Origin of the sequence: Enterococcus sp. DIV1096b, from assembly GCF_050498765.1 — a bacterium.
Taxonomy (GTDB): Bacteria; Bacillota; Bacilli; order Lactobacillales; family Enterococcaceae; genus Enterococcus_D; species Enterococcus_D entomosocium.
On record NZ_JBMHEK010000001.1, the window covers coordinates 1,201,647 to 1,224,597 of the forward strand.

Consider the following 22,951-nt stretch of genomic DNA (forward strand, 5'->3'; position numbering starts at 1 on the left):
ACAAAAAACCAAACCACTCATTGAGCGATTTGGTCAAGAATTACTAACGTTGCTGCTTGCCTGCGTTACGACCTTTTCCATTAGGCTTTGTCGTGTTCAACGCTTTTTTGACAGCTTCTGTTTTTTCAGGAGTTACATCTTTGCGAGGCGTAACCACCGTTTTTGGCGGATTGGCTTTCATTTCTGCTTCGACTTGGGCACGAATTTTTGGTTTCATGATGACATTCGTGATAAATGTTTGGATACAACTGAAGACCCCACCGACTACCCAATAAAGCGTCACACCAGCTGGTGCACTCATTGACATGAAAACGATCATCAATGGAGAAACGATCAACATGGTTTTCATCGTTTTTTTCTGTTCTTCCGGAATCCCAATGGTTGAGATGTATCCTTGTGCCAGGTAGGAAATACCAGCAATCGCTACAAAGAGGATGCTGGGGTCACCTAATGATACGCCAAAGAACTCAGAGTTTTGGATTCCTTGTGTGTAACGGGCGGTGAAGTAGAGGGCAGAGAAGATCGGCATCTGAATCAGTAAAGGCAAACAACCGATACCGCCAAACATACTGACGTTGTTTTCAGAATAGATTTTTTGCATCTCCGCTTGCGCTTGCATTTGTTCTTCCCGAGTGGTTGCTTTCTTCAAATTGGCTTGCGCAATATCCACTTGAGGTTTCAGAAACTGCATTTTTTCACTTTGAATCATCGTTTTTCGAGACTGATGGATCCCTAATGGTAAGATAATGACGCGGACAACGATCGTTACGGCGATGATCGCCCAGCCGTAAGACCAGTTGAAGTTTTCAACGAGCATCGTGATCATATCACCTAAAGGTTTCACCAAAAAGCGATAAATCATTCCTGTTTCTTTCGGCGTACCATCAGCATTGGTACTGACACAGCCTGATAATGCTAATAACAGGCCAAATAATCCTGATGAAAGCAACCATTTATTCATTTTAGACATTCTATTCTTCCTCTTCACAATAAATTTAGACAAAAATAACTATACTAAAAAAGACCGACTATTTCAATGTACAAAGAGAAATTCATTGAAAAATCAATCTTTCGACTTAGAAAACATTCAATTATCAATAATAGACTACATCAAAGCTAGTACGTTCTTTAATGGTATCGTCTGGTTGGATGTCGATTTGGTTCACTTTTCCAGCGGGAGAAGGAGAATCTTTCACTCCGGCAACAAAGGCATCGATGATTTTTTCATCTCCCATCGCTTCAATCGAAACAGAACCATCTGCCTCATTTTTTACAGATCCTGTGACCCCTAATTGATCGGCAAGCATTTTCGTGGTATAACGAAAGCCGACACCTTGGACACGCCCTTGAACATGGATTCGTAGTTTCTTCATGGACAATCCCTCCTCTGCTTATAATGATAGCGTTTTTTCAGTAAAAGAACAAGTTAGATCGATTGACTCATGCTATAATAAATCGAGGTGACCACATGAAAGAAATTCAATCGAAAAAAAATACCTTTATCAAGGAAATCAAAAAACTAACACAAAAAAAACACCGTACACAGACCAATACGTATTTGATCGATGGCTGGCATTTAGTGCAAGAAGCGCTGCAGGCCAAAGTACCTATCAAAGCGTTGTTGGTGACACCGCGAGGGTTAAGTGAAGCCAACGGGCAGCTCGATGATTATCAGGAAGAAAGCTATTTGATCACAGAGGAGATCGCAGCGATGCTTTCTGATTTACCAACACCACAAGGAATTTTTGCCGTGGTGGAAAAGCAAGAGCAAAACTTACAGACACTGACGGGTAATTGGTTGATTTTAGATAATGTGCAAGATCCCGGGAACGTTGGTACCATGCTTCGAACAGCGGATGCTGCTGGATTTAGCGGGGTGTTTCTCGGCGAAGGAACAGCAGATCTTTACAGCACAAAAGTCTTGCGCAGCATGCAAGGAAGCAACTATCATTTACCGATTTTAGAAGGAGCGATCCCGCCATTTCTAAAGCAGCTGCGCTCAGCTGGCGTGACGATTTATGGCACCGAATTAAATAAAGAAGCCGTTCCTTATACCGAGCTTCCTAAAGAACAAACAGCTGCCTTCATTTTAGGTAACGAGGGACAAGGGGTTCACCCAGAACTGTTGGCTTTGACTGACAAAAATGTGTATATTCCCATCTATGGTCAGGCGGAATCATTGAACGTCGCCATTGCAGCCGGAATTTTGATGTATTTTTCTGTCAGTTAGATTTTTAAGGAACTGTTAAACTATTTGAATCTATTGCACCTCACCTAGAATCTTCGATGAATAGGTGCTATACTTTGTCTTGTAACAATCAAGCAGATCAAAAAAAGGTGGCAGACAAAAATTTATGACAGAAAAATGGCAAGAAGATAGCGAATATATGTCTTACGTGGCTGACCTGTTAGAAACAGAAGCTGTAAAAAAATTAGCCAACTTTGTGCAGCATATGAACTCCACACGTTTGGAACATTCGATCAGCGTCTCTTATTATAGTTACAAATTGGCCAAGAAATGGGGCGGCGATGCTCGTGCAACAGCTCGTGCAGGACTCCTTCATGATTTATTCTACTATGACTGGCGTACCACAAAGTTTGATGAAGGTACCCATGCGTATATGCATCCACGAATTGCAGTAAAAAATGCTGAAAAAATCACTGAACTAAGTGATCTAGAAAAAGATATCATCTTGAAACATATGTGGGGAGCAACGATTGCGCCGCCACGTTATAAAGAAAGCTATATTGTCACAATGGTTGACAAATATTGTGCGATCAAAGAAGCATCAGAACCACTTACAGAAAGTATGAAAGAAAAATGGCAACAACGTTTCTGGAAGAAACATCGTACGATTCAATAAGAAAAAAGTTCTTCGAACCAGCCGGTTCAAAGAACTTTTTTTGTTTGCTTAGCCAAAAATAAGTTGGAGGATCGCTGCGCCTACATAAAGGATCAGTAAGGTGATCAATACCGTTAAGTGTCGTCTTTTGTGCATAAAAAGGATCGCTACGAATTCTCGTAAGAAGGCATTTGGTAAATAGTAAAAGGCGGTGGGTGCTCCGATACCATCCGCTTTAAGTTGTGCTTGATCTGCATAGAGACCGGCACGAAAAATATGGTAATTGTTGGAGGAAAAAATAACTTTGTAGCCATTTGGCTTTAAGGAATCCATGATTTCTTTCGAAAACTTCATGTTTTCATAAGTAGTCGTGGAATTTGTTTCTACTAAAATCTCTCCTTCGGGCACTCCTTGCGCAACTGCATATTCTTTCATCGCGACAGCTTCTGGCAGCTTTTCATCGCTTCCTTGGCCGCCTGACATCAGTAACCGAGGAGCGGTTTTTTTCGCTTTAAATTGCGCTTCGTAGAACGAGATTGCTTTATTGATACGCTTGGCCAATAAAGGGGAGACCGTGGTGCCATTCAAAAGACCTGCTCCTAAGACGATGATAAAATCTTGATTGTAACGAGGATGATTGAACTGATAAATGACTGAAATCGATAAAAAGTTCAAAAAGACCACAAATAGATACATCAGACTTAGGGGAACAACGCCGAATAAGGTTCGGATCCAATCCGGGAAAAAGTGCAAAAGGGTATCTGAAAATAATAAAACGGTCAAAACCACTGCTAAGATCAGGGTCAATAGATTGGCGATTGATCGCGACTCTCTTCGTAAAACAATAATGGAATTCCAGTAAAGAAAGACCACGAGAATGGCTAAGCCGAATAATAATACAGCAAAGAAGATCGCTAGCAAAACAGCCAATAGACCACCTACAAGAATATCTTGTGTTCGGTATAGATTAATGACTAGGTAGCCACCAAATGCTAAGACAAACAAATTAAAGAGCAAGCCATTTACGAGTCGGTGCTTGTTGCGCCGATAAGAAAATAAAAAAAGGCCGGCGAAGGCGACTGGTATTAGAATAAAGAAACTGCCTGTCCGTAATTCTGAGACGGCTAAATAAATCAGCAGGGCTAAAATCGTCCAACAGCACTCAAAAAAGAAAATATCTGGCTCATCTTTACTCTTGCGCCACTTTTGAACGACGATCACACCCGTCAAATAGCTGATGGCAAAAATCAGCAATTGCGTAAAATCCATGTTTTTCACTCCTTTAACGATACACCTAGTATACCGAAAAATGACAAAAATTGCTTGTTGCTAAGGTCAAAGTTGCTGAATTTCTTGCAATTCGCTAAAATGAAGAAAAGAAGGAGGAAGGAACATGCAATTAGGTAAAGTGATTCGCGTTGAACGGCCCGCTTTTTATGTGATCGGAAAAGAAGGCAAGGGATTAGCGGAAGAAGGAGCTTCTTGGGTACCAGCGCTATGGGAACTTGCAACAAAGGATTTTGAAGAGATCGAATTTCTAGTGAGCGATCAAAAGGCAGAAGAACTGGAATTTTGGGGCTTAATGAGTGATGGCACTAATTGGTTAGAGCCTTGGCAAGAAACCGGCCGTTATTTGGCAGGCGTTCAAGTCCATACAGAAAATTTTCCTCCCGTCGGTTGGGTCCGTTGGGAAATGCCCGCAATGACCTATCTCGTTGTAAAAACGGATGAAAAAAACTTGACCATGATGACTGAAAAAATGTTGATGGAAGTTTTACCAGAAAATAACGTCCACTTGTCAGCAGCGATCCAAGAAAGATATCTTCCTCATTTTAAAGAAGGGGAAGTTGAATTGTTTTTCCCTGTTGAGCCTTTGGCAGCAGCAACGGTGGAAACGGTAGAATAAAAAAAATCTGTCCGAGAAGCAATCTTTGCTCAGGACAGATTTTTTCTTTGGTTTGGATTAAAAAAGATTCTCGAAAAAGGTAGACACACCGCGCCAAGCACGAACAAAGATGTTGGCTTTTTCTACCGTTTGTGTTGTGACCAATCCTGCAGTTTCGTCATGATCAGAAGCATCAATATAACCAAGCGTATCAGCTGGAATCGAAGCACTTACAGTACCGACTTCTGTGCCCTCAGTCAATGGCGCTTGCAGGGCAGAATCACGATAATGCTCATTAAAGTCAATGGTTGTTTCAAAGGCTGTTGCATCCATATCTCCACGTACCCATAAGGTCAAACCTTGATTTAAGGCAACGGGAACACTCAATTCTTTCCCATCTTTGACTGACACCGTCTGTGTATCTTCTAACTGTGCATTTTCTGGTAGAATTTCTACTTGTTCCCAAGCATCGAAGGAGTAGTCCATCAACCGACCTGTTTCGATAAAACGTACGCTTGGATTTTCCGCATGACCATTGACGTTTAGCACGACGGTGATAATTCGTTGACCATCCTTGACGGCGGTTCCGACAAAGCAGGCGCCTGCCATATCTGTCGTACCAGTCTTAAGACCGTCAACACCATCTTTAGTATTCGTAAAACCTGGAAGCATCCAGTTCCAATTGACCATCTCGACAGGCGAATAGGAACCTTCGCCAAATTGTTTGGTGGAAAGACTTGTTACTTCTAAAACGTCTGGAAAGTCTTGCAGCAAATGGCGAGCAATCAGGGCGACATCTTTTGCGGATAGTTCGTTTTCGTCAGTGGAAGTTGACCCGGGATAGATATTGTCCCCTAAATAAGTATTGTTCAAGCCAGAAGCATTGACGATCTTTGCATCGGTAATGCCCCATGATTGCACTTTTTCTTGCATTTGATCAACAAAGGCACTTTCAGACCCAGCAATCAGCTCCGCGAGCGCTACGATTGCAGCATTTGCAGATTGGATATAACTGGCATCATACAAATCTTTTACTGTATAGGTAACGTCTTGATGCAAAGGGACATTCGATAAGTTTGGCGACACGCTGAGATTCGCGGCATAATCTGAAATAGGGACAGGATCATCCCAAGCGATGGTTCCTTGCTCTACTTGCTCAGCTACAAGGTAGAGACTGATGATCTTGGTGATGGAGGCGATGCCCATGGCGGTCTCACCATCTTGATCATACAACACTTTGCCTGTGTCAAAATCAATGGAGTAAGCGGCTTTTGCATCGACTGAAAAATCTTGGATCTCTTCGGCGCTCATAGCTGTATCATCAGCATACGAAACGACGGGTAAGCCGGCAGCAGCAAAGAGGATTGCCAAAGCAGCAACGATGGAATACCCGAACTTGGTTATTTTCTGCATATATGTAGTAGCTCCTTTAAAGTTGTATCTAAGCAAAAATTTTAACAAAGAGTATCCACTGTTGCAATACTCTAAGAGAAAACTTAGCATTTAATTGCGTAAGACCGATCCCTCAGTAGACAAACTGAGACGTTACGTGACTAAGGTTGTTTACTGTAAATAATAGCTAACAAAAAAACTTACCTTCCTATAAAATAGAAGGCAAGTTTTTGTGAATTGACATAGGGTCAAACTGATTCACTTAGCGACGATTGGAATGGATTCTCGGGTTTTGGTTTTGGACTCTGACGGGAACTTTCACCGCCTTCGTTTCTTGTTGCATAGCCAATTTTGCTAAAAAGAATGTCCCAGCTAACAATGCAGCTAAAGCAAAGATGGAAAAGAGTGAAATAAAGGTCGTTAACATAAAAATCCCTTCTTTCTATTTAAAATAAATGTGGAAGGTAGGAATCGAACCTACACCTTAATCTATGAACGATCAAACATCACTCAACGGAACACCTTGTTCAACCACTTGTTAAGTTAATGATAGCATGGATTGCCAAGAAATGCTGATAAAAAGTCTGAGAATTGACCGAAGAAAATGTGAAGAAAACATGAACTTGTCTTTCTCAGCGATTTTAGATGATTTTTGTCAAAGAATAGTGGCAATCTTCAGCTTCATCATATAAAGTAATGACGGAGCCTTTTTGTTCAAGAACTAAATGATAGCCAAATGTGTCCAGTAAAACTAACCGCATCGGAGTCAATTCAACGATGGAAGCAGTCAAAGGCTTGCCTTCGATGGTCAACGAATAATCATTGGCTATTTCTATCGTGACATCTTCTTTTGTCTTGGAAGTAAAACGCCAATTACCAATGAAATTCTGGCGATTCTCATTTTTTTGTTTTTCTTTTCGCAACAGCAAGGAGCTGACCACGCCCGTTGCAAGAGATAAACCAATCAAAATAGACCTTTTCTTCATTTATACACGTCCTATCATTTACGATTCATCAAGTTGTGCCTTGTGGACAGGTGTCCACTTTTTCGCACTAGAAAATAATTGCCATAAGTATACCATGAGAAGGTAAAAAAGCATGGTACTTTAGTTTGAAGTTTAGAAGTTTTTATCAAAATATGCTATGATTCAAAAGAGTAGGTGAGAAAATGAATTATCCGAATACCCTTTTAGCCACGTTTCTCGTGCGAGACAACCGGTTCATTGCCCGATGTCTCGTTGACGGTCAAGAAGTAATCGTCCATGTAAAAAATACCGGACGAGGAAAAGAGCTCTTGCACAAAGGTGCGCTTGTTACCCTGCAATATTGGGACAATCCGAAACGCAAAACCAATTACGACTTGATCTCAGTCAAGAAACAAGACCAATGGATCAACATCGATAGTCAAGTACCGAATCGTTTAGGCTATGAAGGCCTCTTGGATGGCACGATCCAGTTGCCAAATATCAAAGGGAGAATCGCGCTTTTGCGAAGGGAAGTTGTCTATAGGACATCAAAATTCGACCTTTATTTTGAAACAGATGAACAAGAAAAAGGCTTTTTAGAAATCAAGGGAATGACCCTTGAAAACAAGCAAGTCGGTGCTTTTCCAGATGCACCAACCATTCGTGGCTTGAAACACGTCAATGAATTGATCCATGCCAAAGAAGCTGGCTATTATGCGGCGGTTTTGTTTATGATCCAATTTGAAGCGGTGCAAATCGCCACGATCCATCGACAGATGCAACCGGATCTGGCCACTAAAATCGCTGAAGCGCAAAGCAAGGGTGTCGAAGTGTTTGCCTATAATTGCCAAGTAAACCAAGGGATGATCACGGTCAAAGAACCAATCCCTTTTGATTTGAATGTCGTCTTTGACGACCCTAATCTATAGAAGAAAGAAGGAAAAAACATGATTCATTTAGGGATTATCGGCACAAATTGGATCACCGATCAATTTGTACAAGCAGCCCACGAAACCAAACGCTATCAATTGGTTGCCGTATACTCAAGAAAGTTAGCAACGGCACAACGTTTTGGAGAAAAATATGGGGACATCGAGTATGCGACCGATCTGGACACTTTTTTTGGCTTAGCTCATATGGACACGGTCTACATCGCGTCTCCGAATAGTTTGCACTTTGAACAAGCCAAGCAAGGTATTTTAGCAGGAAAAAATGTCATTGTGGAGAAGCCAGCCTTTTCAACGCCTGAGGAAATGGCGGAGATCATCGAATTGGCAAATCAGCAACAGGTATTATTCTTTGAAGCAGCTCGCAACATCCATGAAGCAAGTTTTTCTACTGTAGCCGAATTCTTACCGACACGCGGTGCCATTCTTGGGGCGAACTTTTCTTATATGAAATATTCGTCTCGTTATGACGCTGTACTAGCTGGGGAGGAACCAAATATTTTTTCTCCACATTTTTCTGGCGGTGCCTTAGCGGATTTGGGCGTCTATCCGATTTATGCGGCGGTCGCTTGGTTTGGCAAACCGCAAGATGTTCATTATTTTGCCCGTAAATTACCGACTGGTGTAGATGGTATCGGGACTGCAGTGTTGCGCTATGCTGACTTTGATGTCACAATCCAAACAGGAAAAATCGCTGATTCAGAGTTGCGTTCAGAAATCTATTTTGAAGACGGTACATTAGACCTAAATGCCGTCAATGCCATCGAAGAAGCCGCATTTTATGAGCGAAAAACAAAACAAACCCAGGCATTAGCAGTAAGTGCTTTAGAAAACCCGATGATCGAAGAAGCACAAGACTTTGCAGACATCATCGAAAACAAAAATGATCCCCAACAAGGACAACGGTATGAGGAATGGGTGGAACTTGCTCGCAGTGTCAATGAAACCATCGCTCTTATGCGTAAACAAGCAGGCATCATTTTTGATGCAGATAAAAAATAAGGAATGGAACATTTATGACAGTATTTGAATTGACACAATTGCCAGACATCTGGCAAGAAAAATGGCAGGCGGCAGGGTATCACGCACCGTCCTTGATCCAAGAGAAAACCTTTGGCCCTTTAAAAGATGGTGAGTCTGTCATTGGAGTCTCACCGACCGGTTCTGGTAAAACTTTGGCGTACCTCTTGCCACTGTTAACAAAAGTCGAGGCAAAGCAAGGTAATCAGTTGCTGATTTTGACTTCTTCACAAGAATTAGCGATGCAAGTCACAGAAGTGGCCCGGGAATGGGCCCAAGCCATTGGTTTGACCGTTCTGCCGCTAATTGGTGGCGCAAGTACAAAACGCCAAGTGGAAAAACTGAAAGACAAGCCCGAGGTCTTGATTGGCACCCCAGGCCGAGTGTTAGAATTGATCAAAGCAAAAAAAATCAAGACCCAGCAGTTGCAATCGTTGGTATTAGATGAGGTTGACCAATTATTGAAAGAAGGGGCCTTCACACTGGCTGCCAAGATCAATCAAACATTGCCAAAACAAATCCAGCGTAGTTTCTTTTCAGCAACCGCTAACGAAGTGATTGATGAGATTCGACCATTGGTGACAAAAGAGCCGCTGATCATTGATGTTACCCAAGAAGATCAGAGCAAAGGCGTGATCCATCACTACTATTTGAATTATCCGCAACGACGAATCGTGGATGCTTTAAGGCGCTTTGCTCATTTACCAAACTTTCAAGCCTTGGTTTTCTTCAATGAATTAAGCGCAATGGGAAATGCAGAAGAAAAACTGCTGTTTCACGGCTTGCCGGTGGCATCATTAGCATCTGACCAAAACAAACTTGCCCGAAAAGGCGCACTGGAGAGCTTCCGTCAAGGAAAACTAGTAGAATTATTGACGACCGATGTCGCCTCTCGCGGCTTAGATGTGGTGGATTTGCCTTATGTCATCAATACGGAAGTCCCGTTAGAAAAAGAATCCTATCTGCACCGGGCAGGACGTGTTGGACGAATGGGCAAAGAAGGAACCGTCGTCACGATCGTTCAAGACCATTCGTTGAAGGATTTGAAAAAAATCGCGAATCAATTGTTCATAGAACTCAAGGAAGTCTATCTGCATGGGGGACAATTACACACAGAAGCACCTGTTATCGAAAAGGAAAGCAAGAAAGAAACGAAAATAGTAAGTGTGCAGAAAATTTCCAAGAAAACATCTGAAAAATTACACACTCCTGTTAAAAAGACCAAGAAAAAGACGAAAAAGCAAAAAGACAAAGGAAAAAGACGCCATTGAGCGTCTTTTTGTGTTACCATTAACGTTGTTTATTATTAGTGTGTAAAAAAATGAGGAGGCTATCGAATGAATTCGCGAAAAGAAGAGATTTTTCAAACGATCGAACTGCATAAGCAAGGGTTGACCGCAGTTGACGTCGCTAAAATCTTACAAATCGATCGCAGCAATGCAAGCCGTTATCTCAGTGAGCTTTATAAAGAAAAGAAAATCGGCAAACGTTCCGGCCGTCCGGTCGTTTATGAGCCATTAGAAGAAACGGTGCATGTGGATGTTTCCTCTGAAGTGAGTTTTGAAAGTCTTGTTGGGGTTCAAGCTTCTTTAAAAGTAAGTATCCAGCAAGCCAAAGCAGCAATTTTATATCCGCCTAGAGGACTCCATACCATTATTTTTGGAGAGACAGGTACCGGTAAATCCTTATTTGCCGAATGTATGTATCACTTTGCGGTTGAATCAAATATGTTAGAAAAAGATGCTCCTTTCGTATCGTTTAATTGTGCGGATTATGCACAAAATCCGCAGTTGTTGTTTGGTCACATCTTTGGCATCAAAAAAGGGGCCTACACAGGTGCTGCAGAAGATAGTCCAGGACTTATGGCAAAAGCCGATGGCGGTATATTGTTCTTGGATGAGATCCATCGACTGCCGCCAGAAGGCCAAGAAATGCTCTTTACCTTCATTGACAAAGGGATCTACCGCCCATTAGGGGAAAGCAACCAAGTTCATGAAGCCGCCGTGCAGATCATTGGTGCCACCACTGAATCATCAGAAACCTTTTTGACGACCTTCAATCGGCGAATTCCCATGGCTATTACTTTGCCAAATGTGGAAAGTCGTTCGCTAGATGAACGGTATGAAATCATTTCCTTGTTTATCAAGCAAGAGGCGACCCGTCTAAATCAGCGGATCGATGTCGAGCGAGATGCGATATTGGCCTTTATGCTCTATGATGCAGAAGGCAACATCGGTCAAATCAAGCGAGACCTGAAACTCGTCTGTGCGAAGGCATTCTTACATTATCGGACCTATGGGAAAAAACACCTCCTGATTCGAAAAGGCGATTGCTCACTGCAAGTTCAAAAAGGGCTGTTGAAGATCAAAGAAATGTCAGAACGCTTGGATCGGTTTTTAGATGGCAAAGGCGACTTTCTGAGTTTCGAACCCGGCGACCCAGATGTTGTCTGGTCTCGTGATCCGCAACGGAATATGCAGGTGTACAATGAGATCGAAGAAAAAGTCAGCACACTGATTGAAACCGGTGTAGCCAATGTTGATTTAGAAAACTTGATCTCTAAGGATGTGGATGCCTACTTTGAAAAATATGTCGAAGAATTGATCCAAAACCCTGTTCATAAAGAGTTGATTCCAGAAGACATTTGGAAACTGACCAATGTTCTTTATGACTTGGCAGGTCAGAGGTTAGATCGAACTTATAGTGAAAAAGCCCGTTTTGCCTTTGCGTTGCATTTGCAAAGTACGCTGGAACGTGTTAAAGAGGGACATATGATCGTTCATCCCGATTTGAACACGATTAGAAAAAACTTAAAATCCGAATTTCAAGTGGCAATGGATTTATCGACGATCATTGAAGAGGAACGTCATGTCGAGATCCCATTTGATGAAATAGGCTTTATCAGTATGTTTTTAGCGATTCAAGTCAAACAGCCTTCGCCATTGCCCCTTGAAAAAATCGAGATCATTGTCTTGATGCATGGCAAGGCAACTGCCAGCAGTATGCTGGAGACAGCCCAAGAGCTGCTGGAGACCGACTATGGCAAGGCAATGAATATGTCTTTGGATATGGAAGTCGGGCAAATGTATGACCAGCTGTTGAATTATATCAATGAAAACAAAGAGAAGATGAGCAATGGCTTATTGCTTTTAACCGATATGGGCTCCCTCAATTCATTTGCGAATTTGATTTCCGAAGAGACGGGGATTCGTACGAAAGCTATTTCGATGGTCAGCACGATGATTGTTTTAGAAGCTTTGCGGATGGCAGAGAGTGGGCGCAGTTTAGAAGATATCTACCAAAACATTCAGCGTTCTTTTGAAACCATCGTACAAGAACAGTTCCGTACGGTTCGTGAAGCAAAAGGAAATAAAAAGGCAGTCATCGTTACTTGCTTTACTGGGGAAGGTGTCGCTGCCAAACTTTATCAACGAATTTATCCCGTCGTCGATCAATCAAAAGTCGAGATCATCCAAATGCAATTTATTGAAAAAGAAACCTTCAAAAAACATATTGACGGCTTGCTAGAAGAATATGAGATCAAAGCTATTGCCGGCACCGTCGAGATCGATTATCAAAACATTCCGTTTTTCTCCGCCTATGATGTTTTTGATGACAATCGCTTGAATGTGCTAAAACGAATCGCTTCAGATGAAGTGCCGATCGAAAAGATCGTGCGTTCATTGGAAAATACGATAACTCATGTTGGGTCCGTCTATCATCTGATCGAAAGCCTGCAACGAATCGTTCATCAGATTCAAAATCAATTGCATGTGATTGTAGAACCAACCGTCGATGCAGGATTAGTCATTCATTTAGCCTTTTTGGTAGAAAGTTTATTGAAGAAGGAGCCTTCCCGTACTTTCGTCAACTTAGCTACTTTCCAAAAACGGTACCGAATTGAAATGGATGTTTTACGAACCCATTTATTACAAATTGAAAAAAATTATCAAATCAAATTTTCTGAAGATGAGATCGCCTATTTAACCCAAATGTTTTTAGAAAACAAAATCAAAAATTATGATGAATCCGCACACAATTTTAGTGTGTAATGAAAAAACTGCGAGTGTGTAAACGAGAAATTGGTTCAGACCATTGATAAATAAAGGTCTGAACTTATTTTTTTTTGGCACGCTTTTTGCTTTATAGTAAAGTGTAACTTACAACAGAAAGGAGCAGATGCGCGATGGCGAAAAAAACGATTATGCTGGTTTGTTCAGCAGGAATGAGTACCAGTCTATTGGTGACAAAAATGCAAAAAGCAGCCGAAGCTAAAGGAATGGAAGCAGATATCTTTGCTGTTTCAGCTTCAGAAGCCGACCAACATTTGGAGTCAAAACCAGTCGATGTTCTATTGTTAGGACCACAAGTACGTTTCATGAAATCACAATTTGAACAAAAATTAGCACCAAAAGGCATTCCTTTGGACGTGATCAACATGGCAGACTATGGCATGATGAACGGCGAAAAAGTATTGCAACAAGCAGAAACATTAATGAACTAAGATTTTTTAGGATCGAAGTGTAAGGAGGATTTTTAAAGATGGATGAGCAAAATTTGGAAGCCATTATGGGATTGATCATGTATGGTGGTAATGCAAAAAGTGACGCAATGGAAGCAATCGCGGCAGCAAAAGAAGGGAACTTCGAATTAGCTGACCAAAAAATCAAAGATGCTGAAGCATCTCTTGTGGAAGCGCATCATTCGCAAACAGGATTGTTGACACAAGAAGCGCAAGGCAATCATATGACCGTGACATTGTTGACCGTGCATTCACAAGATCACCTAATGACATCAATCGCATTTACCGATTTAGCGAAAGAAATCATTGATGTCTATCGACGTCTAAATAACGAATAATCTTTGAACGGATAGAAGTAGTTATTGTCGATGAATCAAAAAATCTTCTTTGACGAATAGAACTTATAGGAGGAATTAAGAATGGATGGATTAACAAGTTGGATGGAGAGACACATTCTCCCGGTTGCAGCTAAGATTGGTGCGCAAAAGCATTTGGTTGCCTTGCGGGATGCTTTTATCGGAATGATGCCAGCAACGATGGCTGGGGCAATTGCAGTATTATTGAACGCCTTCATGCGTGATTTTCCAAACACTTATCTTGGTGCGGACAATGCAATTACGAAATTTTTCACACCAGTGATCGCAGTCAATGGTTTAGTTTGGACAGGTACCTTAGCAATTATGGCGGTTATCTTCTCAGCTTCATTCGGTTATAATTTAGCGAAGGCTTACAATGTTGATGCACTATCAGGTGCGTTGGTCTCTTTAGCAGCATTTATTATGGGTATTCCACAATCTGCTTCTCTTTCTTTAGCGTTAGAAGAAGCACTACCAGCAAACGTGGTAGACATGATCAACAGTACAAGTGCTACATCAGGATTTGCAGCAGATGGTTCAACGATCAGCGCTGCAGGCTGGGGCTACTTCCCATTTAGCGCCTATATGGGTGGCTCTGGATTGTTCACGGCAATCATCTTTGGTTTCGTTTCAGTTATTATCTTTGCAAAATTGATGCAAAAAAATATTATTATCAAAATGCCAGATTCAGTGCCACCAGCAGTTTCCCGTGCCTTTGCAGCGATTATCCCTGGGATTGCCGGACTATATGCTTCAGGTTTGATTTACTATCTATTTGAACGCTTTGTCGGTATGCCGATAATTGACTGGATCTCCGAATCGATCCAAAAACCATTATTGGGTCTCTCTCAAGGGTACTTTGCCGTATTTATCATTGTTTTACTTGTCCATGTCTTGTGGTTCTTTGGATTACATGGAACAAATATCATGGGACCTGTTCTACAATCGATCTACGGTGTGGCAATGGTTGAAAATACTAATGCTTATCAATTAGGGGAAGCTGTTCCTTATAAATGGGTAGCAGGTTCATTCGAAGCATTTGTTTGGCCTGGTGGAGCAGGTGTGACTTTAATGCTCTTGATCGCAATCTTGCTATTCTCTAAACGTGCCGACTATAAGACAGTTGGTAAACTAGGGATTGGACCTGGGTTGTTCAATATCAATGAACCAGTAATGTTTGGTCTACCAATCGTGTTAAACCCATTGTTTATCATTCCATTTATTGTTGCACCGTTAGTTACAGCAACGATTGCTTACTTTGCAACAACTTTAGGGTTAGTTGCACCAGTTGTGGTAAATGTGATTTGGGTAATGCCAACGATCCTAAGCGGCTTCTTAGCTACCGGTGGAGACTGGCGTGCGATCATCTTGACAATTATTAATTTGGCTGTAGCTTTATTGATCTGGGCACCATTTATTATTGCTGCCAACAAAATCAATCCAGCAGACCAAGAGAACTAATCAAATAAACTAGATGGGTGGCTTCACCCATCTAGCTATCTTTTTTAGGAGGAGAAAAAATGATTATTGTAAATTCCGCGATGCAACAAGACAACATCAAAGCATTACTTGAGTCTCTGACAGAAGGTGAGATCAAGTATACCTTTAAAGAAAAAAAAGGGATTCAGTTGATTTTTGAAACAACGGCAGAAGACAAAGAAAAAGCAGCGAAACTTGCCAAAGACGCAATCAAAAATACTGATTGGGGTCGAGTACTATACTTTAACGTCGTTAGTCAATAGTGAGGTGATATCATGTTTAAAAATGGATTGTTTTTTATAAGCATCGGTAGTATGTTATTTATATACAGCGCTAACGCGCAGTCAGGTGAATACCACTGGGTGAATCTCATCACGTCAGTCATTCTAATGGCTATTGGAGGAATCATGGCTTCAATTGGACACAAACGCAACAAGAAAGACAAGGAGGCGCAAGATGGAAATCACTAAAAAAATGAATGTACCCGCTGACTTTTTATATAAAACGATCATCGATTCCGTTTTACATGATATTAAACAAGCGACAGATCAAACACTTACTGAAGAGCAATTAGAAGGCTATAGTTATCTAAAACAATTTTATAAAGATAGCAATGCCACCATAACGATTGAAACAGTCAAGAAGAATCAAGCCTATGCGTTCCAAACGGCGACGAAAAAAAATACCTTCCGTGTACACTATCAAATTGAAGCGATAGATGACGCGCATTGCACCTTGCACTATGAAGAGAAAATGACTTCTGAAGGCATGATTCAGCAATTAAATGACATGCTCTTAGGTACGATTCTAGGATATTTCAAACGCAAGCAATTTAAAAAAATGTTGAGTATGATGGAAGAAGCATATTAAGGGGTCGACTGACGCCTTTTTTGCGTTTCTTGCGTGTTTTCAAGTAGAGGAGATGAAGGAATGACAGATGTCAAAAAAATGACCGAATTTGGTTCGCAAGAAGTACTGGACTTGGTTTCTTATGCCTTTCAGTGGGAATTGAATGAAACAAATATCAAGCGCTATCGCAAGCTTGCGGAAAATTCTTGGAATTATGGTTCCTACGATGGGAATGGAAAATTGGCGAGCCAAATCATGGCAACGATTTTTGATGTGAACTTTCATGGAACGAGTTATCCGATGGCAGGGATCGGTTTTGTGGCTTCGTATCCAGAGTATCGCAGCCAAGGTCGGATCGATCGGATCATGAAACAAATCATTAAGGACTGCTATGAACAAAAAATCGTTCTTTCCTATCTGGCACCTTTCTCCTTTGCTTTTTATCGCAGATATGGGTATGAGTATACTTTTGAACGGACGGTTTATGAAGTCGATGCGCATCAATGGCCCGATGGCAAGAAAGTGAATGGAACGATTCAACGCATGAATTGGGAGGAAGCACAGCCGATCATTCACGAGATTTATCATCAATTGCCGCGCCATCAAAAGGGCGGACTGATTCGCCAACCCTGGTGGGAAGAAATCAAGTTTGTTTTGCGCCGACCGTATACGTTTGCGATTTATCGCAATGAAGCAGGGGTCCCTGAAGGCTACTTGATTTACTTTATCGAGGGAGGACGTTTCGATATTCAAGAGTGGGGCTATTTGACTGCGAATGCTTACCAAGGATTTAATCGGTTTATCGTCTCCCATGCAGATTCAGTAGCACAGATTAACTATCGACCAGGGTTTGATGGGGAAGTCCTACAAGCAAACGCGGCCAAACCATTGGCTCACTACCAAGTGCGCCCGGACATGATGGCGCGCGTCATCGATGTGGAAGGGTTTCTAAAAAGTTATCCATTCACATTGAAAAAAGCCGGCGGTTTTGCCATAGAAATTCAAGGGGATGAATATGCCCCATGGAATAATGGGTGTTATGAAGTGACAATCGAAAACGCTCAGCATCAAGTCACGAAAACGGCGGCCACCAAGCTGCCAAAAGCAACCTTGTCGATTCAGCGTTTTGTGCAGCTGTTCTTGCAGGCACAATCCCTCGATTCTCTGGTCTTTTTCCAGCAAATGGAAACGGACCAGGAAGCTGCAGTGTTGATTCAGGAAAACTTGCCAACAGGAAAACCACTATTGGAAGACTATTTCTAAGCAAATCGACACAGACGCATTCACTTTCTAACAAAAAAAGATTCCTTAAAAATAAGGAATCTTTTTCTTCAAAAAACGTTCCCTGCCGGAATCGAACCAGCAACTAATCCTTAGGAGGGACTTGTTATATCCATTTAACTAAGGGAACACAATAGCTATATTTTACCTGTTATTCGTGTTTCTCGCAAGATGAGAAGGAAAAGAAAGGAAGAAAAACATGGTCAAACGATTGATAAGTGCAAACTATAGTGAAATCAAAGAAATGTCGGCGCAAGAATTGAAACAATCCATTAAAGCGAGCGAAGGACGAGTAATCGTCTGTGAAACGGTGGTTCAAACCATGCCGCAAGCTGGCGATATCACCAACGCAGAAGTCGCGGCAGCTTTTGGGGCTGACTTAATTTTGTTGAATGGGTTTGATTGTTATCGTCCAGCTATTTTTGGGATGCCTGGTATCACATTGGAGCAGCTGCTTGATCCTACACAACCGATTGAAAACCCGATTCCTCAACTAAAACAACTGATTGGACGACCTGTCGGCATCAATCTTGAGCCGATCCCAGCTACGACGGAGATGATGAGTGAAAAGATCAGCATCAGTCAAGGCCGAACAAGTTCGGTTGACACCATCAAAAAAGCCCAAGAACTCGGGGTGGACTTTCTCTGCTTTACAGGCAATCCTGGAACAGGTGTGACCAACCGAGAAATCGCTAAAGCAGTAAAATTGGCAAAAGAACATTTCTCTGGGTTGATCATCGCTGGAAAAATGCACAGTGCCGGCTCAGATGAGCCTGTGGTTGATCGAGAAGCCATCATTTCTTACGCTGAAGCTGGGGCAGATATTTTGTTACTGCCTTCCGTTGGCTCGATTCAAGGCTTTCTAGAAAAGGATCTGATTGAAGCTGTTCAAATTGCCAAACAATATGACTTATTGACGATGTCAGCGATCGGAACGAGTCAAGAAAGCGCACGTCCAGAAACGTTGCGGCAATTAGCCATTATCAACAAAACCTGTGGGGTCGATCTGCAGCATATCGGTGATGCCGGCTATGGCGGTATGGCACCGACCGAAAATATTTTCGAAACATCGGTTGCAATTAGAGGCATGCGCCATACGATCAATCGTGTCGGGCGTTCAATTAATCGTTAAATCAGAAAAAATTACTAGCGAAGGAAAACGAAGAATCGTTCTGCTTCGCTTTTTGCGTTTTTTTCGCTAAGTTAGAAAGAAAGGAGGAAACACAAAATGAAACAAGCATTGATCATTTACGGAGGATGGGAAGGACACGCCCCAAAAGAAACCAGTCAGTTTTACCAAACGTTGCTGGAGTCAGAAGGATATCAGGTGACACTCGCCTCAGATTTTGAACCTCTCTATCATAAAGAAGAATTAAAAAGGCTGGATCTGTTGATCATGAATTGGACGCGTGGAGAATTGCCTGATGAGCCGCTGCAAAATGTCACTCAGGCTGTAGCAGAAGGAGTAGGATTAGCAGGAGTTCATGGCGGCTTTGCTTCGGCTTTTCAAGCCAGTAAAGGCTGGTTGTTTCTGACTGGCGGCTGTTTTTTGGCACATCCTGGCGGCTTGGAAACGACCTATAGCATCGATCTTACGACAAATCACTATATTACGGCAAATACGCAATCGATCCCTCAGTTGACGACGGAGCAATACTATTGTCTGGTTGATCCAGCCGTCACTGTGTTAGCTACCTCAACATTTGCCGCTAAAGATCATCCGAATGCAGCTAACCAAGAAGTCATACTGCCAATGATGTGGATCAAAAAATGGGGCAAGGGCCGAGTCTTTTTCCAATCTGTTGGACACAGTCTAAAAGAGCTGAAAGAGCCGACCATTCAGACTTGGACCAAGCGAGGCTTTCTATGGGCCACCAGAAACACATTGACAGATCCGTTGAAGAATAGTCGGTATAGTGAGTCATCAGAAAAACGAATGAGGAAATAAAATTGTGCAATCGTTTTACTTTATGGAAGAAAATAAGCATGGTACACTTTATTTGTATTTGATTAAGCAGGAGGTAATGTGGAATGGGAAAATTTGGAAAAAGTTTTTTATCGCAGGTAATATCTGACGGAATCAAAGGACCATTTGTCACGATCATGCTCAATACGCATGTCGGCCACCAGAATGTCGAAAAGGATCAAATCAAATTTAAGAACTTTGCCAAAGATGCGAAGCGCCGCTTTGAAAAGAAATACCCAGAACATTCTTGGGATCTTTTTCAAACGAAAGTTGATGAACTGCTTGCAGATCAATCATTTTGGCGCAACAGTACAACAAGTGTGGCGGTGATTATCACCCCAGAAGAGGTACTGGTCCATCGGTTAAGTATTCGTGTGGATGATCAATATTACGTAGGGGAAACCCCTTATGTATTAGCTGTCATCAAAAATGCACAATTTAATTACCCATTTTATCTCTTAGCGTTGAATCGCGATTCAATGCAAGTCTATCAAGTTGAAAACAATCAAGTGCGTGAAGTCGAGTTGCCAGAAGAGGCACCGACGACGATTGAAAAAGCGCTGGGGGAAGAAGTCACTGGTGGTGGTAACTTTAATTACAGTGCTCAAGGTGGCCCTAACTCAGGGGGAGAAGGCGTTGCTTATCACGGCTTTAGTGCCAAAGATGAAGAAGTCGAGATCGATCACGTCAACTACTACCAAGCAGTTGATGCATTTTTCAAGAATGATTTTTCAAATGAAGAGCATTTACCAATGTATCTGTTTGCATTACCAGAAAATCAAACGCTGTTTAAAAAAGTGGCAAAAACGAACTTTTTCAAAGCAGAACCAAGTATTTCCTCTTCCCCAGCATCGTTATCCTTGAAAGAGATCCAAACGTGTACGCATAAGTTGATTGCAGAGTTGACACAAAAAGAAGTTGGGGAATACGGTAAGCTGTTGGATCGAAAATTTATTGACCAATTGGTTGATATCGTGCCTTCAGCCAAAGAAGGCCGGATCGCCAATCTGTTTGTGGCTACCTCAAATCTCGCCGATGGTTTTGGAGAAGATCCTGATACAGAGTACGATCGGCGGCAAGTGTTAAATACACTGGCAATCGATGTTTTAGAGAACGGCGGTGAGGTATCTATCTTGGAACAAAAAGATGCCCCTGGAGAAAAAAGTTTGACGGCGATTTTGCGCTACTAAACGCAGTTGCGTCGTTAGCCAATAAATCGTTTCCAAAAAAGAGAAGGCTGTTGCAGATCTTTAATGCAGCAGCCTTTTTGCGAATTATAAAAAAATAAAGGCGTTTTCATTTTTTTTGATTTTCTATTAGTCATAATGAAGATAATGTGCTATAATACAAAGTGTAGTTTTTGTTACGGTAAATTATGGTAGCTTGTTTCATCTTAAACATCTTCCACATTTTCACCTTATACAAGTAATTGCAAAATATGTGTATAAACACAAGGAGGATTTTTATTATGGAAACAGGTACAGTGAAATGGTTTAACTCAGACAAAGGTTTTGGATTCATCACTGCAGAAAACGGTAACGATGTATTCGTTCATTTCTCAGCTATCCAAGGCGAAGGGTTCAAAACTTTAGAAGAAGGTCAAGCAGTGACTTTCGATATCGAAGACGGACAACGTGGCCCTCAAGCGACTAACGTTAACAAAGCATAATTAGTGAATGCCTTTTAAGAGCAGCTTAGCTGCTCTTTTTTTGTGCGCGAGATAGTTGCTTGCAGACAAAGGAGTTGTTATACTCTTAAAAAAAGGAGGCACATTTATGGGATTGAATGAATTTATTCTCGGATTGGCTAATTTAGAGAAGATCCAACGAGCGCCGGGTTTTTTTAAGTTTACTGAGCACAGTGTAGCTGCTCATTCATTTCGAGTAACGATGATTGCCCAGACCTTAGCTGATATCGAAGAAAAGGCGGGGAATCAAGTCAATTGGCAAATTCTCTACGAAAAAGCCTTGAATCATGATTACACTGAACGTTTCATCGGTGATATCAAAACGCCGGTCAAATATGCGAACAAAGAATTGCGGGCAATGTTATCAACCGTTGAAGAAAAAATGACCGATGCCTTCATCGAAGAAGAAATTCCAGGAAGCTTTCAAGCAACGTATCGCAGACGCTTAGCGGATGGCAAAGACAACAGCCTTGAAGGGCAGCTATTAGCAATTGCGGATAAGATCGATCTTTTGTATGAATCTTTTGAAGAGATCTCAAAAAGCAACCCAGATAAAGTATACAAAGAAATGTTTCGAGAGGCCGTTTTAACCGTCAAAGAGTTTCAGCATCGACCGTGTGTCACTTATTTCTTTGAAGCCATTTTTCCAGAGTTACTAAATGCAGATTTTTATGGCAAGACTGCTTTTCTAGAAGAAATCGCGGCTTTGGTGGAAAAATAACCCAAACGAAAAAACGAAAAATCAAGAAATGATCCATCTCAAGGGCTTCAATGAAACAAGTGAGGGGATCAGGTTTGATTTTTCGTTTTTTTGTTGGATTAAAGCAAAGATTCTGCTCCATCAATATAGACTTCCGTTCCAGAAATATTGCCGGCAGCCTCTGAAGATAGAAAAAGCACAAGGTTGGCGACTTGTTCTGGCACGCCTGTTTCTTGCTTTAATGGTCGAGAACGTTCTGGATATTTGACGGGGATCTCAACGCGAGCAACCTCTTCTTCAATTTCTGTGCTGGCATCGATATTCGTCGCGATCGCCCCAGGGCAGATGGCATTGACCCGAATATTATAACCAGAAAGTTCCAGCGCAGCCATTTTTGTAAAGGCGACTTGACCTGCCTTAGACGTACTGTAAGCAGTCGCACCAAAATTGCTGAAGATGCGGTTTCCATTGACTGAACTCGTAATGACAATGCTGCCACCGTTCGTTTTCATAAAGGGAATGGCTGCTTTGACGGTAATAAAGGTACTACGTAAGTTTGTGTTGATCGTCTGATCCCATTCTGCCACTGTCAGCTCTTCGATCGGTGTCCAGGTACCGTTGATGCCGGCATTGACATGGAGTACATCGAGACCGCCTAGTTCTTCTACAAGACCACTTATTGCTTCTTGCAGCTTATCCGCTTCAGTGACGTCAACAGCTCGATAATGGGCTTGTGCTTGATAGTCAGCAAGAAACTCCTGCAGCTCTTCTTCGTTGCGATCAATTAACCCAACAAGTGCGCCCTGTGCTAGAAATTGTTCTGCCACCGCTTTTCCAATCCCTGAAGCAGCCCCCGTTACAATCACTCGTTTGTTTTTGAAATCATTCATTTTTTTCGCCTCCTTACAGTAAATTATAAAAAAGATCCCTTTTTTTGTCGAAAAAAGCGATCAGCGAACAGCAACAAACTTCTTCAGCTAGGAAACGCCAATGGTTGGTTTTCTAATTTTACCTCCCGAGAACCCTCTTATCTAGTGGGAAAACAGATGTAATCGCCAT

The 22,951-nt window shown here is 41.8% G+C and carries 26 protein-coding genes and 1 tRNA gene; 19 read left to right on the forward strand and 8 right to left on the reverse strand.

Features of this window, described 5'->3' with window-relative positions; all coding sequences use genetic code 11:
* Positions 1-43: 43 nt before the first annotated feature.
* Together yidC and IGJ17_RS05835 are read right to left on the reverse strand one after the other, a co-directional pair.
* Positions 44-970, reverse strand: a complete 927-nt coding sequence (gene yidC / locus IGJ17_RS05830; protein ID WP_005236971.1) for a membrane protein insertase YidC — start codon at positions 968-970, stop codon at positions 44-46.
* A gap of 124 nt (positions 971-1,094) precedes the next feature.
* Entirely contained in the window at positions 1,095-1,373 is a 279-nt protein-coding gene (locus IGJ17_RS05835; RefSeq protein ID WP_005236969.1) for an acylphosphatase, read from the reverse strand.
* 95 nt (positions 1,374-1,468) lie between these two features.
* On the opposite strand from IGJ17_RS05835, the gene IGJ17_RS05840 reads away from it, so the two are divergent.
* On the forward strand, positions 1,469-2,230 hold the full coding sequence (locus tag IGJ17_RS05840) for a TrmH family RNA methyltransferase (RefSeq protein ID WP_086332207.1): 762 nt from the start codon (positions 1,469-1,471) through the stop codon (positions 2,228-2,230).
* Positions 2,231-2,354: 124 nt separating this feature from the next.
* A complete protein-coding gene (locus IGJ17_RS05845) occupies positions 2,355-2,864 on the forward strand; it encodes an HD domain-containing protein (RefSeq protein ID WP_005236965.1) in 510 nt (169 codons plus the stop codon).
* Between the two features lie 48 nt (positions 2,865-2,912).
* Here the strand turns inward: IGJ17_RS05845 and IGJ17_RS05850 are convergent, their stop codons facing one another.
* Complete coding sequence (locus tag IGJ17_RS05850) at positions 2,913-4,112, reverse strand: YdcF family protein (RefSeq protein WP_086332208.1); 1,200 nt, start codon at positions 4,110-4,112, stop codon at positions 2,913-2,915.
* Positions 4,113-4,236: 124 nt separating this feature from the next.
* Between IGJ17_RS05850 and IGJ17_RS05855 the strand changes: the two genes are divergently transcribed.
* Entirely contained in the window at positions 4,237-4,749 is a 513-nt protein-coding gene (locus IGJ17_RS05855) for a GyrI-like domain-containing protein (RefSeq protein WP_429961158.1), read from the forward strand.
* A gap of 57 nt (positions 4,750-4,806) precedes the next feature.
* On the opposite strand, the gene IGJ17_RS05860 is transcribed toward IGJ17_RS05855, so the two are convergent.
* The 3 genes from IGJ17_RS05860 to IGJ17_RS05870 all read right to left on the reverse strand — a co-directional run bounded on the left by IGJ17_RS05860 (position 4,807) and on the right by IGJ17_RS05870 (position 7,106).
* Positions 4,807-6,141, reverse strand: a complete 1,335-nt coding sequence (locus tag IGJ17_RS05860) for a serine hydrolase (protein ID WP_008381126.1) — start codon at positions 6,139-6,141, stop codon at positions 4,807-4,809.
* A 241-nt stretch (positions 6,142-6,382) separates the two neighbouring features.
* Positions 6,383-6,547 carry a hypothetical protein gene (locus tag IGJ17_RS05865; protein WP_008381128.1) on the reverse strand — a complete coding sequence of 55 codons (165 nt, stop codon included), beginning with the start codon at positions 6,545-6,547 and terminating at the stop codon, positions 6,383-6,385.
* Between the two features lie 214 nt (positions 6,548-6,761).
* Complete coding sequence (locus IGJ17_RS05870) at positions 6,762-7,106, reverse strand: DUF4828 domain-containing protein (protein ID WP_008381130.1); 345 nt, start codon at positions 7,104-7,106, stop codon at positions 6,762-6,764.
* Positions 7,107-7,288: 182 nt separating this feature from the next.
* Between IGJ17_RS05870 and sfsA the strand changes: the two genes are divergently transcribed.
* The 11 genes from sfsA (at position 7,289) to IGJ17_RS05925 (ending at position 17,521) form a co-directional block, all read left to right on the forward strand.
* Positions 7,289-8,014 carry a DNA/RNA nuclease SfsA gene (gene sfsA / locus IGJ17_RS05875; protein ID WP_005236955.1) on the forward strand — a complete coding sequence of 242 codons (726 nt, stop codon included), beginning with the start codon at positions 7,289-7,291 and terminating at the stop codon, positions 8,012-8,014.
* An 18-nt stretch (positions 8,015-8,032) separates the two neighbouring features.
* On the forward strand, positions 8,033-9,034 hold the full coding sequence (locus tag IGJ17_RS05880) for a Gfo/Idh/MocA family protein (protein WP_008381134.1): 1,002 nt from the start codon (positions 8,033-8,035) through the stop codon (positions 9,032-9,034).
* 14 nt (positions 9,035-9,048) lie between these two features.
* A complete protein-coding gene (locus tag IGJ17_RS05885) occupies positions 9,049-10,323 on the forward strand; it encodes a DEAD/DEAH box helicase (protein ID WP_086332209.1) in 1,275 nt (424 codons plus the stop codon).
* A gap of 66 nt (positions 10,324-10,389) precedes the next feature.
* Positions 10,390-13,104 (forward strand): sigma 54-interacting transcriptional regulator, encoded by a 2,715-nt coding sequence (locus IGJ17_RS05890; RefSeq protein ID WP_086332210.1) that lies wholly within the window; start codon positions 10,390-10,392, stop codon positions 13,102-13,104.
* Positions 13,105-13,238: 134 nt separating this feature from the next.
* Positions 13,239-13,556, forward strand: a complete 318-nt coding sequence (locus IGJ17_RS05895; RefSeq protein WP_005229471.1) for a PTS sugar transporter subunit IIB — start codon at positions 13,239-13,241, stop codon at positions 13,554-13,556.
* Positions 13,557-13,594: 38 nt separating this feature from the next.
* A complete protein-coding gene (locus IGJ17_RS05900) occupies positions 13,595-13,912 on the forward strand; it encodes a PTS lactose/cellobiose transporter subunit IIA (RefSeq protein WP_005236949.1) in 318 nt (105 codons plus the stop codon).
* Positions 13,913-13,993: 81 nt separating this feature from the next.
* Positions 13,994-15,391: a PTS sugar transporter subunit IIC gene (locus IGJ17_RS05905; RefSeq protein WP_005236948.1), complete on the forward strand. Its 1,398-nt coding sequence runs from the start codon at positions 13,994-13,996 to the stop codon at positions 15,389-15,391.
* A gap of 59 nt (positions 15,392-15,450) precedes the next feature.
* Complete coding sequence (locus IGJ17_RS05910) at positions 15,451-15,672, forward strand: hypothetical protein (protein ID WP_005236947.1); 222 nt, start codon at positions 15,451-15,453, stop codon at positions 15,670-15,672.
* A 12-nt stretch (positions 15,673-15,684) separates the two neighbouring features.
* Positions 15,685-15,879 carry a hypothetical protein gene (locus tag IGJ17_RS05915; RefSeq protein ID WP_005236946.1) on the forward strand — a complete coding sequence of 65 codons (195 nt, stop codon included), beginning with the start codon at positions 15,685-15,687 and terminating at the stop codon, positions 15,877-15,879.
* Complete coding sequence (locus IGJ17_RS05920) at positions 15,866-16,279, forward strand: DUF3284 domain-containing protein (protein ID WP_086317024.1); 414 nt, start codon at positions 15,866-15,868, stop codon at positions 16,277-16,279. The genes IGJ17_RS05915 and IGJ17_RS05920 overlap by 14 nt, the downstream gene beginning before the upstream one ends.
* A gap of 60 nt (positions 16,280-16,339) precedes the next feature.
* On the forward strand, positions 16,340-17,521 hold the full coding sequence (locus tag IGJ17_RS05925) for a GNAT family N-acetyltransferase (protein ID WP_422705352.1): 1,182 nt from the start codon (positions 16,340-16,342) through the stop codon (positions 17,519-17,521).
* Between the two features lie 76 nt (positions 17,522-17,597).
* Here IGJ17_RS05925 and IGJ17_RS05930 read toward each other — a convergent pair.
* A tRNA-Arg gene (locus tag IGJ17_RS05930) sits at positions 17,598-17,669 on the reverse strand.
* A 69-nt stretch (positions 17,670-17,738) separates the two neighbouring features.
* Between IGJ17_RS05930 and IGJ17_RS05935 the strand changes: the two genes are divergently transcribed.
* The 5 genes from IGJ17_RS05935 to IGJ17_RS05955 all read left to right on the forward strand — a co-directional run bounded on the left by IGJ17_RS05935 (position 17,739) and on the right by IGJ17_RS05955 (position 21,913).
* Positions 17,739-18,671, forward strand: coding sequence for a PEP phosphonomutase (locus IGJ17_RS05935; protein ID WP_074536761.1), 933 nt, complete (start codon positions 17,739-17,741; stop codon positions 18,669-18,671).
* Between the two features lie 96 nt (positions 18,672-18,767).
* On the forward strand, positions 18,768-19,487 hold the full coding sequence (locus tag IGJ17_RS05940) for a ThuA domain-containing protein (RefSeq protein ID WP_086317030.1): 720 nt from the start codon (positions 18,768-18,770) through the stop codon (positions 19,485-19,487).
* An 83-nt stretch (positions 19,488-19,570) separates the two neighbouring features.
* Positions 19,571-20,695 carry a hypothetical protein gene (locus IGJ17_RS05945; RefSeq protein WP_086332212.1) on the forward strand — a complete coding sequence of 375 codons (1,125 nt, stop codon included), beginning with the start codon at positions 19,571-19,573 and terminating at the stop codon, positions 20,693-20,695.
* A gap of 278 nt (positions 20,696-20,973) precedes the next feature.
* Positions 20,974-21,174, forward strand: coding sequence for a cold-shock protein (locus tag IGJ17_RS05950; protein ID WP_003126918.1), 201 nt, complete (start codon positions 20,974-20,976; stop codon positions 21,172-21,174).
* A gap of 106 nt (positions 21,175-21,280) precedes the next feature.
* Positions 21,281-21,913 carry a YfbR-like 5'-deoxynucleotidase gene (locus tag IGJ17_RS05955; protein ID WP_008381147.1) on the forward strand — a complete coding sequence of 211 codons (633 nt, stop codon included), beginning with the start codon at positions 21,281-21,283 and terminating at the stop codon, positions 21,911-21,913.
* Positions 21,914-22,011: 98 nt separating this feature from the next.
* Here IGJ17_RS05955 and IGJ17_RS05960 read toward each other — a convergent pair whose 3' ends face one another.
* Positions 22,012-22,782 (reverse strand): SDR family oxidoreductase, encoded by a 771-nt coding sequence (locus IGJ17_RS05960; RefSeq protein ID WP_008381149.1) that lies wholly within the window; start codon positions 22,780-22,782, stop codon positions 22,012-22,014.
* Positions 22,783-22,951: the final 169 nt, after the last annotated feature.